The following is a 9,418-nucleotide window of genomic DNA, read 5'->3' as shown; positions in this document are numbered from 1 at the left end:
GGGGGGGGGGGGCGGGGGGGGGGGCCCCGGGGGGGGGGGGCCGGGGGGGGGGGGGGCGGGGGGGGGCGGGGGCCGGGGGGGGGGGGGCCGGCCCGGGCGGGGGGGGGGGGGCGGGGGGGGGCCCCCCCCCCCCCCCCCCGTGCCGCTTCGACCTCCCACCGGTCCGACGACGTGATCAGCACCCGGGGCCTGACCAAGCGGTTCCGCGGCGGCCAGCTCGCCGTGGACGGGCTGGACCTGAGCGTGCCCCGGGGCTCGGTCTTCGGCTTCCTCGGGCCGAACGGCTCCGGCAAGACCACCACGATCCGGATGCTGATGGGGCTCATCGCCCCGACCTCCGGGGTCGCCTCGGTGCTCGGCGAGCCGATGCCGCAGTCGGTGTCCTCGGTGCTGCCCCGGGTCGGCGCGCTGATCGAGGGGCCCGCGCTGTACGGCTTCCTCCCCGGCCGGGACAACCTGGCCCGGTTCGACGCCGCCGACCCGACCGCCGACCCGCGGACCCGGCAGCGGCGGGTCGCCGAGGCCCTGGACCGGGTGGGTCTGACCGCCGCGGCCGGCAAGAAGGCCCGCGCCTACTCGCTGGGCATGAAGCAGCGGCTCGGCCTGGCCTCGGCACTGCTCCAGCCGCGCGAGCTGCTCGTCCTGGACGAGCCCACCAACGGCCTGGACCCGCAGGGCATGCGGGAGATCCGGGCCCTGATCCGCGAGGTCGCGGCCGAGGGCACCACGGTCTTCCTCTCCTCGCACCTGCTGGACGAGATCGAGCAGGTGTGCACCCATGCCGCCGTGATGTCGCGCGGCCGGCTGCTGGTGCAGGGCACCGTCGCCGAGCTGGCCGCCCGGGCCCGGGGCCGGCTGGTGGTGCGGACGCCCGACACCCACCGGGCGGGCGAGGTGCTGCTCGCGCACAAGGTCACCGAGCTCCGGATCGCCGAGAACCGGGTGGACGGCGAGCTGGGCGCGCTCGCCGAGGACGCGCTGCCCGGGCTGTGCGCGGCGCTGGTCGCGGCAGAGGTCCGGGTCCACGGCTTCGGCGTGGAGCGGGGCACATTGGAGGACGCCTTCGTGGCGCTGACCGGGGAGGGCTTCGATGTCGCGGGCTGAGGCGGCGGCGACCGGGGCGGTGCCGGCGGTCGCGGCGGCGACCGGACGGCGCCCGCAGACGGCGGCCGGGTTCCTGGCGCTGTTCCGCAACGAGCTGGTGCTGACCTTCCGCCGGCTGCGGACCATGGTGCTGCTGGGGATCCTGGCCCTGCTGCCGATCCTGATCGGCGTGGTGGTCCGGATCGAGACGGACGGGCCGCGCGGCGGCGAGGGGCCGGCGTTCATCGCCCAGGTCACCCAGAACGGCCTGTTCCTGGTGTTCACGGCCCTCGCGGTGGCGCTGCCGGTGTTCCTGCCGATGACGGTCGGCGTGGTCGCCGGGGACTCGGTGGCGGGCGAGGCGGCCACCGGCACCCTGCGCTACCTGCTGGTGGCACCGGCCGGACGGACCAGGCTGCTGGCCGCCAAGTTCACCGCCGGGCTGGTGTTCTGCCTGGCGGCGACGGTCACCGTCGCCACGGCGGCGGTGATCGCCGGGGCGGCGCTGTTCCCGGTCGGCGATGTCACCCTGATCTCCGGTGAGACCATCGGCCTGGGGTCGGCGCTGCTGCGGGCGGTCCTGGTGGCAGGGGTGGTGGCGGCTTCGCTGGCCGGGCTGGTCGCGATCGGGCTGTTCGTCTCCACCCTCACCGGCAGCGGCATCGCGGCGATGGCGGCGACGGTCGGCCTGGTGATCACGGTGCAGATCCTGGACAGCTTCCCGCAGCTGCACGCGATCCAGCCGTTCCTCTTCACCCACCACTGGCTCACCTTCGGCGATCTGCTGCGGGCGCCGATGGAGTGGGACGGGGTGCTGAAGAACCTCGGGCTGCAGGCCGCCTATGTGGCGGTGTTCGGCTCGGCGGCCTGGTCCCGGTTCACCGCGCGGGACATCACGGCCTGACCGGCACGGCGTCGGCCGTCCCGGCCACCGCGGCGGCCCCGCTCGCTCCGGCGGCAGGGGTGGCGGCAGTGGCGGCGGCGGCAGTGGCGGCGGTCCGGGCCCGGTCGGCCCGGACCCGCCGCAGGGCGTCCCAGGTGAGCACCACGAGCGCGGCCCACACCAGGGCGAACCCGGCCCAGCGGGCGGGTGGCATCGACTCGTGGAAGACCGCGATGCCGATCAGGAACTGGAACACCGGCGCCAGGTACTGGAGCAGCCCGAGCACGCTCAACGGCACCCGGACGGCCGCCGTGCCGAAGAGCAGCAGCGGGACGGCGGTGATCACCCCGCTGAGCATGAGCAGTCCGCTGTGGCCCCAGCCGTACTCCCCGGCCGCGGTGTGCCCGAAGGTGCCGCGGCCGGCGGCCTCCAGGTACACCAGGTAACCGAGGGCGAACGGGAACATGAAGGCGCTCTCGGCGGCCAGGCTCTCCAGCCCGCTCAGCCCGACCTTCTTCTTCAGCAGCCCGTAGGTGGCGAAGGAGAACGCCAGGGTCAGCGCGATCCACGGCGGCCGTCCGTAGCCGACGGCCAGCACCGCCACCGCGAGCGCGCCGATGCCGACCGCCGCCCACTGGGCCCGGCGCAGCCGCTCCTTGAGCACCAGCACGCCGAAGGCGATGGTGACCAGCGGGTTGATGAAGTAGCCGAGGCTGGTCTCCACCACGTGCCCGGTGTTGACGCCCCAGATGTAGACGCCCCAGTTGATCGATATCACCGTCGCGGCGGCGCCCAGCATGGCGAGCCGGCGGGGCTGGCGGAGCAGCGGGCGGATCCAGCCCCAGTGCCGCTGGGCGACCAGCAGCAGGACCACCGCGACCAGGGACCAGACCATCCGGTTGGCCAGGATGTCGTCGGCGGCGCCGGGCTCCAGCAACGGCCAGAACAGCGGGAAGAGCCCCCATATGCCGTAGGCGGCGAATCCGCACCAGAGGCCGCGACCGGCCTCCTGCTGGGTTGTGTCTGGCATGGACCGTCTGCCCTCCGCACGCGAGTGTCGAGCCGACGGTAGCGGGCGCGGGCGCGCCTGTCATCTCCGTACGCGGTTTTTGGTCATGACATGCCCCCGGCCCCGCCCGCGACGGACCGTCGCGGGCGGGGCCGGGAGTGGCGGGGAGCCGGGACCGGGCGTCCGGGGACCGGTCACTCCGGGACCGGGCGTCCGGGGATCAGGCGCCCAGGACGGCCCGGACGGTCGTGGCCAGCGGCACGGTCGGGCGGCCGATCAGCCGGGCCAGGTCACCGGGAGCGGTGGCCAGCTCGCCGCGCGCGATACCGGCGTCCACGTCCACGAACACATCGGCGTAGCCCTCCGGCATGCCCGCGCCGATCAGCACCTCCCGGTGCTCGGCCGGGGTGACGTTCCGGTGCTCGACCGGACGGCCCGAGGCCTGGGCCAGCTCGGCGGCCAGCTCGGTCAGGCTCCAGGCGACGTCGCCGCTCAGCTCGTAGACCTTGTTCTCGTGGCCCTCGCCGACCAGGACGGCGACCGCGGCGTCGGCGTAGTCGCGGCGGGGGGCGGTGGCCACCCGGCCGGCGCCGGCGCTGCCGACCACCGCGCCGCGCTCGACCGTGCCGGCGGCGTCACCGAGGTAGTTCTCGGTGTACCAGCCGTTGCGCAGCAGGGCGTGCGGCAGGCCGGAGCCGACCAGCACCTCCTCCGTCGCCCGGTGCTCGTCGGCCAGCCCGAAGGTGGCCGTGCCCAGAATGCTGGTGTACGCGAGCAGCGCGACCCCGGCGGCCTTCGCCGCGTCGATCACCGCACCGTGCTGGGCCGTCCGGCGACCGAACTCGTTCCCGGAGATGAGCAGCACCCGGTCACCGGCGGCGAAGACCCCGGCGAGCGTCTCGGGGCGGTTGTAGTCGGCCTCGTGGACGCGCACGCCCTGCTTCGCCCACTCCTCGGCCTTGGCGGCGGACCGCACCAGCACCGCGATCTCGTTCGCCGGAACGGCTGCCAGCAGCCCCTCCACGACCAGGCGGCCGAGCTGTCCGGTGGCTCCGGTGACGACGTACATGTCCTGCTCCTCGTGATGTCGCGGTTGCTTCGACACTCACTCTAGGAACGGCACTAACTTCTGGAAAGTACGCACTTTGAAGTAGGGTACTGACATGGAGGTAATGACTCAGGACTCGCCGCTGCTCGACCGGATGCCCGACGTCTACGACCGGATGTGCCCCTCCCGGGGTGTGCTGGAGCACGTCACCAGCCGCTGGGGCGTGCTGGTGCTGGCCGCCCTGCAGGAGCGCGGCTACCGCTTCAGCGAGCTGCGCCGCCGGGTCGCGGGCGTCAGCGAGAAGATGCTCGCGCAGACCCTGCAGACCCTGGAACGGGACGGCTTCGTGCTCCGCGAGGCGCACCCGGTGATCCCGCCCCGGGTCGACTACAGCCTCACGCCGCTCGGCGAGGAGGCGGCCACGTTCGTGTCGGCGCTCGCGCACTGGGTGGAGAACCGGATGTGCGCCGTCCAGGGCGCCCGCGAGGAGTACGACGCGCGCCCTAGCCGTTCGTGATCAGCGCCGCCAGGCCGTCCAGCACCCGGGCCAGCCCGAAGGTGTAGGCGTGGTCGGGGTCGTGGGCGGCGCCGTGCGCCTCGCCGGCGGCGGTGCCGACCCGGGCCGCGACCGGGTAGCGCTCGGGATCGAGGACCCGGGCGAGCAGCTCGCCGTTGGCCTCCCACCACTGCGCGTCGGTCATCGCGCTTTCCTGCCGCGCGGCGCGCTGGTCGGCGGCCGCCCGGGCGCAGGTCTGGACGAAGCCGAGCAGATGGGTGAGCGCGGCGTCCAGATCGAGGTCGGACAGGCCCGAGTCCTCGAAGGCGCGCAGCTCGTACTCGTACTTGGCCATCAGGCCCGGCCCCAGCGGCGGGCGGCCGGTGGCGACGACGGCGGTCCACGGGTGAGCCCGGTGGAGCGCGCGGTTGTCCTCGGCGACGGCGGCGACCCGGGCCCGCCAGCCGTCCCCGGCCGGCACGGTGCGGGGCATGTCCGCGTAGGCGGTGTCCAGCATCAGGTCGACGAGTTCGGCCTTGCCGGGCACGTAGGTGTAGAGCGCCATCGCCGAGACGCCGAGCTCCTGGGCGACCCGCCGCATGGTCACGGCGTCCATCCCCTCGGCGTCGGCGATCCCGATCGCGGCGGCGGCGATCTCCGCCGGGGACTTCGCCTGCCGGGGCCCGCGCCGGCCGGGCTTCTCCTCCGCCGACACGCCCCAGAGCAGCGCGAGCGTGCGCGCCGGGTCCCCGGCACTGCTGCGGTCACTGGCCATGGACCGATCCTTTCACGCCGGAGCCGCGCCGCCCGCCGGTACGGTCGGAGCCATGACCACCGCCGACCCCGACCCGCTGCCGGGCACCGACACCCGCGAGGTCGTCCGCCCCCGGGTCACCTGCCGCCGCTGCCACCGACCGCTGCACGACCCGGAGTCGCGCATCCTGCGCCTCGGCCCCGAGTGCCGGGACCCGGCCGAGCGGGTCGCCCGGCACGAGGTCGAGCAGGACGCCCTGCCCGGGCTGGACCGGGGCGCGCCCTAGCTCCGGACGCCTCCGGCGCCTCGACCCTTCCGACGCTTCGGCGCCCCCGACGCTCCCGGTGCTTCGGGCGCTTCGGGCGCTCCGATGCGCCCCGCTTCGAGTGCGACCGCCACTGTGACGGGCATCACCGTGGCCTCATTCTCCGTACTATGTATAGTGTACTGCGTACGGGATAAAGGTCGACGAGAGGGCCATCGGACATGCAGATCACTTCCTCCGCCGTTTCACTCACCGTCGAGGACGTCGAGGCGTCCGCCTCGTTCCTGCGGGAGCACTTCGGGTTCGCCGAGCAGATGGCGGCGGACGGGTTCGCGTCACTCGGGCACGAGAGCGCCGGGGTGAACGTGGTCTTCCTGCGGCGCGGGACCGAGGTCCTGCCCGAGGGGTTCCGCGACCGGGTCGCCGACGGGCTGATCCTCGCCTTCGTGGTCGGCGACGTGGCCGCCGAGGAGGCCCGGCTGCGGGCCTCCGGGGTGGAGATCACCATGCCGCTGCGCGAGGAGCCGTGGGGGGAGCGGCTGTTCCAGGTCACCGACCCGAACGGGGTCGTGGTCCAGCTCGTGGAATGGGCGGAGCAGCAGCACTGACGGCACCGCGAAAGGCGGCGCCCCCGGCCGTTCCCGGCCGGGGGCGCCGCCTTTCGGGCGGTCGGGATCAGTCGACCGCCCAGGTGTCACCGCCCGCGAGCAGCGCCGCCAGGTCCCCCTCGCCCCGGTCGGCGACGGCGGTGTCCAGCTGGTCGGCCATCAGTTCGTCGTAGACCGGCCGCCGGACCGCGCGCAGCACCCCGATCGGGGTGTGGTGCAGGGTGTCCGCGTCGGCGATCCGCGAGAGCGCGAACGCCGTCGCCGGGCCGGCCGCGTGCGCGTCGTGGACCAGGACCGCCGACTCGTTGTCGGCGGTGACCTCACCGACGGTCAGTTCGCCGTCGGCGCCGCGGAAGACGCCCCGGGCCAGGTCGGTCCCGAACCGGATCGGCGCGCCGTGCTCCAGCCGGATCAGCGCCTCGTCCCGGGTGCCGGGCTCCTTGAGCACCTCGAAGGCACCGTCGTTGAAGATGTTGCAGTTCTGGTAGATCTCGACCAGCGCCGTGCCCTCGTGCTCGGCCGCCGCCCGCAGCACCGACTGGAGGTGCTGCCGGTCGGAGTCGATGGTCCGGGCGACGAAGGTGGCCTCCGCGCCGATGGCCAGCGAGAGCGGGTTGAACGGGGCGTCCAGTGAACCCATCGGGGTGGACTTGGTGATCTTGCCGATCTCGCTCGTCGGCGAGTACTGCCCCTTGGTCAGCCCGTAGATACGGTTGTTGAACAGCAGGATCTTCAGATTCACATTCCGGCGCAGCGCGTGGATCAGATGGTTTCCGCCGATCGACAGCGCGTCGCCGTCGCCGGTCACCACCCAGACGCTGAGGTCCCGCCGGGAGGACGCCAGCCCGGTGGCGATCGCCGGGGCCCGGCCGTGGATCGAGTGCACTCCATAGGTGTTCATGTAGTACGGGAAACGGGAGGAGCAGCCGATACCGGAGACGAAGACGGTGTTCTCCCGTCTGATCCCCAGCTCCGGCATGAAGGCCTGTACCGCAGCGAGGATCGCGTAGTCACCGCAGCCCGGGCACCAGCGGACCTCCTGGTCGGTCTTGAACTCCTTGGCGCTCTGCGGCGCGTCGGCCTTCGGGACCAGCTTCAACGAGGGGAACTGCTCGCTCATCGGTTGTCCTCCTCGTCCAGGTTGCCGATCGCCGCCCACAGCACGTCCGCCAGCTGCGCCGCCTTGAACGGCAGGCCGCGCACCTGGTTGTAGGACTGCGCGTCCACCAGGTACCTGGCCCGCAGCAGCAGCGCCAGCTGGCCGAGGTTCATCTCGGGGACGATGACCTTGTCGTAACCCCGCAGCACCGTGCCGAGGTTGGCCGGGAAGGGGTTGAGGTTGCGCAGGTGCGTCTGGGCGACCTCGCCGCCGTCCGCCCGGACCCGGCGGACCGCCGCGGTGATCGGGCCGTAGGTCGAACCCCAGCCGAGCACCAGGACCCGGGCCTCGCCCGAGGGGTCGTCGACCTCCAGGTCCGGCACCTCGATGCCGTCCACCTTGGCCTGCCGGGTGCGCACCATGAAGTCGTGGTTGGCCGGGTCGTAGGAGATGTTGCCGGTGCCGTCCTGCTTCTCGATGCCGCCGATCCGGTGCTCCAGACCGGGTACGCCGGGCACCGCCCACGGGCGGGCGAGCGTCTGCGGATCGCGCAGGTACGGCCAGAAGGCGCCGTCCTCGCGGTTCGGCTCGGTGGCGAAGTCCGGCTCGATGGCCGGCAGTTCGTCCACCTTCGGGATCCGCCAGGGCTCCGAGCCGTTGGCCAGGTAGCCGTCCGAGAGCAGGAAGACCGGGGTGCGGTAGGTGACCGCGATCCGGGCCGCCTCCAGTGCCGCGTCGAAGCACTCGGCCGGGGTGGCCGGGGCCACGATCGGCACCGGGGCCTCGCCGTTGCGCCCGAACATGGCCTGCAGCAGGTCGGCCTGCTCGGTCTTGGTCGGCAGGCCGGTGGACGGACCGCCGCGCTGGATGTCCACCACCAGCAGCGGGAGTTCGAGCGAGACGGCGAGCCCGATCGTCTCGCTCTTCAGGGCCACGCCCGGGCCGGAGGTGGTGGTCACGCCGAGCGCGCCGCCGAAGGCCGCGCCCAGGGCCGCGCCGATGCCCGCGATCTCGTCCTCGGCCTGGAAGGTGCGCACGCCGAAGTTCTTGTGCCGGCTCAGCTCGTGCAGGATGTCGGAGGCCGGGGTGATCGGGTAGGAGCCCAGGTAGAGCGGCAGCCCCGAGCGGCGGGAGGCGGCGATCAGGCCGTAGGACAGTGCCAGGTTGCCGGAGATGTTGCGGTAGCGGCCCGGCGGCAGCTTGGCCGGCGGCACCTCGTAGGAGACCGCGAAGGTCTCGGTGGTCTCGCCGAAGTTCCAGCCCGCCCGGAAGGCGCTGATGTTGGCCTCGGCGATCTGCGGCTTCTTGGCGAACTTGGTGCGCAGGAACGTCTCGGTGCCGTGGGTCGGGCGGTGGTACATCCAGGAGAGCAGGCCCAACGCGAACATGTTCTTCGCCCGCTCGGCGTCCTTGCGGGCGAGGCCGCTCTCCTTGAGGGCCTCCAGGGTCAGCGTGGTGAGCGGCACCTTGTGCAGGTGGTAGCCCTCCAGGGAGCCGTCCCCCAGCGGGTCCGCGCCGTAGCCGACCTTGGCCAGCGCGCGCTTGGTGAACTCGTCGGTGTTGACGATGATCTCCGCGCCGCGCGGGAGGTCGGGCAGATTGGCCTTGAGTGCCGCGGGGTTCATCGCCACCAGGACGTTGGGCGCGTCCCCCGGGGTCAGGATGTCGTGGTCGGCGAAGTGGAGCTGGAAGGACGAGACACCCGGCAGCGTTCCGGCGGGAGCGCGGATCTCGGCCGGGAAGTTGGGCAGGGTGGAGAGGTCGTTGCCGAAGGACGCCGTCTCCGAGGTGAAGCGGTCACCGGTGAGCTGCATGCCGTCGCCGGAGTCACCGGCGAATCTGATGATCACCCGGTCCAGCCTGCGGATCGGTTTGGCGCCACGGTGCTGCGGACCGACCGGCGCGGCAGGGCCGGAGCGGCCCCCGCCGGGCCCGGACCCGCCCTCGTCGCCGTCCGAGCCGTCCACTGCTTCTGACTGATCGACCTGACTGGTCACTGCCGCGGACCTCCTCGTGGGCACCAGCCGCGGGCGTGAGCCGTGTGCCCCGTCCGCCTGGTGCACCTCTCGCATCCTATGCGGGTAAGGATTGCCTTGGACGGAACTCCCCGATGCGGCGGAAAATCACCGCCGCACCCATAAACAACGCCGTGGACGACCGGAACCGTACCCGG

10 protein-coding genes are annotated in these 9,418 nt (G+C 73.1%); 5 read left to right on the top strand and 5 right to left on the bottom strand.

Annotation, left to right across the window (positions count from 1 at the left end):
- Positions 1–171 precede the first annotated feature (171 nt).
- Both ACIPYS_RS13115 and ACIPYS_RS13110 read left to right on the top strand, forming a co-directional pair.
- On the top strand, positions 172–1,104 hold the full coding sequence (locus ACIPYS_RS13115; protein WP_231978611.1) for an ABC transporter ATP-binding protein: 933 nt from the start codon (positions 172–174) through the stop codon (positions 1,102–1,104).
- Complete coding sequence (locus tag ACIPYS_RS13110) at positions 1,091–1,987, top strand: ABC transporter permease (protein ID WP_093860833.1); 897 nt, start codon at positions 1,091–1,093, stop codon at positions 1,985–1,987. The genes ACIPYS_RS13115 and ACIPYS_RS13110 overlap by 14 nt, the downstream gene beginning before the upstream one ends.
- Here ACIPYS_RS13110 and rarD read toward each other — a convergent pair.
- Positions 1,977–2,996, bottom strand: coding sequence for an EamA family transporter RarD (rarD, locus tag ACIPYS_RS13105; protein WP_093860834.1), 1,020 nt, complete (start codon positions 2,994–2,996; stop codon positions 1,977–1,979). The two genes, ACIPYS_RS13110 and rarD, sit on opposite strands and share 11 nt — an antisense overlap.
- A gap of 199 nt (positions 2,997–3,195) precedes the next feature.
- Positions 3,196–4,044, bottom strand: coding sequence for an SDR family oxidoreductase (locus ACIPYS_RS13100; RefSeq protein ID WP_400745851.1), 849 nt, complete (start codon positions 4,042–4,044; stop codon positions 3,196–3,198).
- 94 nt (positions 4,045–4,138) lie between these two features.
- Between ACIPYS_RS13100 and ACIPYS_RS13095 the strand changes: the two genes are divergently transcribed.
- Positions 4,139–4,540, top strand: coding sequence for a helix-turn-helix domain-containing protein (locus ACIPYS_RS13095; protein ID WP_173862066.1), 402 nt, complete (start codon positions 4,139–4,141; stop codon positions 4,538–4,540).
- Here the strand turns inward: ACIPYS_RS13095 and ACIPYS_RS13090 are convergent.
- Entirely contained in the window at positions 4,527–5,294 is a 768-nt protein-coding gene (locus tag ACIPYS_RS13090) for a TetR/AcrR family transcriptional regulator (protein WP_400745848.1), read from the bottom strand. The genes ACIPYS_RS13095 and ACIPYS_RS13090 overlap by 14 nt on opposite strands.
- 52 nt (positions 5,295–5,346) lie before the next feature.
- Between ACIPYS_RS13090 and ACIPYS_RS13085 the strand changes: the two genes are divergently transcribed.
- Both ACIPYS_RS13085 and ACIPYS_RS13080 read left to right on the top strand, forming a co-directional pair.
- Complete coding sequence (locus ACIPYS_RS13085; RefSeq protein WP_093860838.1) at positions 5,347–5,559, top strand: DUF6011 domain-containing protein; 213 nt, start codon at positions 5,347–5,349, stop codon at positions 5,557–5,559.
- Between the two features lie 200 nt (positions 5,560–5,759).
- The gene (locus ACIPYS_RS13080; protein WP_400745844.1) at positions 5,760–6,146 is read left to right on the top strand and encodes a VOC family protein; all 387 of its coding nucleotides are present in this window, start codon (positions 5,760–5,762) and stop codon (positions 6,144–6,146) included.
- 67 nt (positions 6,147–6,213) lie between these two features.
- Here the strand turns inward: ACIPYS_RS13080 and ACIPYS_RS13075 are convergent, their stop codons facing one another.
- Both ACIPYS_RS13075 and ACIPYS_RS13070 read right to left on the bottom strand, forming a co-directional pair.
- Positions 6,214–7,266 (bottom strand): 2-oxoacid:ferredoxin oxidoreductase subunit beta, encoded by a 1,053-nt coding sequence (locus tag ACIPYS_RS13075; protein ID WP_093860840.1) that lies wholly within the window; start codon positions 7,264–7,266, stop codon positions 6,214–6,216.
- Complete coding sequence (locus ACIPYS_RS13070; protein ID WP_400745842.1) at positions 7,263–9,242, bottom strand: 2-oxoacid:acceptor oxidoreductase subunit alpha; 1,980 nt, start codon at positions 9,240–9,242, stop codon at positions 7,263–7,265. Before ACIPYS_RS13070 ends, ACIPYS_RS13075 begins: the two co-directional genes overlap by 4 nt.
- Between the last annotated feature and the right edge of the window lie 176 nt (positions 9,243–9,418).

Source organism: Kitasatospora sp. NPDC089913, assembly GCF_044748625.1.
Taxonomy (GTDB): Bacteria; Actinomycetota; Actinomycetes; order Streptomycetales; family Streptomycetaceae; genus Kitasatospora.
The sequence above is the reverse complement of the archived record's forward strand: the minus strand, read 5'-3'. Positions and strand labels throughout refer to the sequence as shown.

Coding starts and splice junctions, on each gene's coding strand:
- ACIPYS_RS13110 (WP_093860833.1), top strand. CDS start 1,091: ATGTCGCGGGCTGAGGCGGCGGCGACCGGGGCGGTGCCGGCGGTCGCG.
- ACIPYS_RS13095 (WP_173862066.1), top strand. CDS start 4,139: ATGGAGGTAATGACTCAGGACTCGCCGCTGCTCGACCGGATGCCCGAC.
- rarD (WP_093860834.1), bottom strand. CDS start 2,996: ATGCCAGACACAACCCAGCAGGAGGCCGGTCGCGGCCTCTGGTGCGGA.
- ACIPYS_RS13085 (WP_093860838.1), top strand. CDS start 5,347: ATGACCACCGCCGACCCCGACCCGCTGCCGGGCACCGACACCCGCGAG.
- ACIPYS_RS13100 (WP_400745851.1), bottom strand. CDS start 4,044: ATGTACGTCGTCACCGGAGCCACCGGACAGCTCGGCCGCCTGGTCGTG.
- ACIPYS_RS13075 (WP_093860840.1), bottom strand. CDS start 7,266: ATGAGCGAGCAGTTCCCCTCGTTGAAGCTGGTCCCGAAGGCCGACGCG.
- ACIPYS_RS13080 (WP_400745844.1), top strand. CDS start 5,760: ATGCAGATCACTTCCTCCGCCGTTTCACTCACCGTCGAGGACGTCGAG.
- ACIPYS_RS13090 (WP_400745848.1), bottom strand. CDS start 5,294: ATGGCCAGTGACCGCAGCAGTGCCGGGGACCCGGCGCGCACGCTCGCG.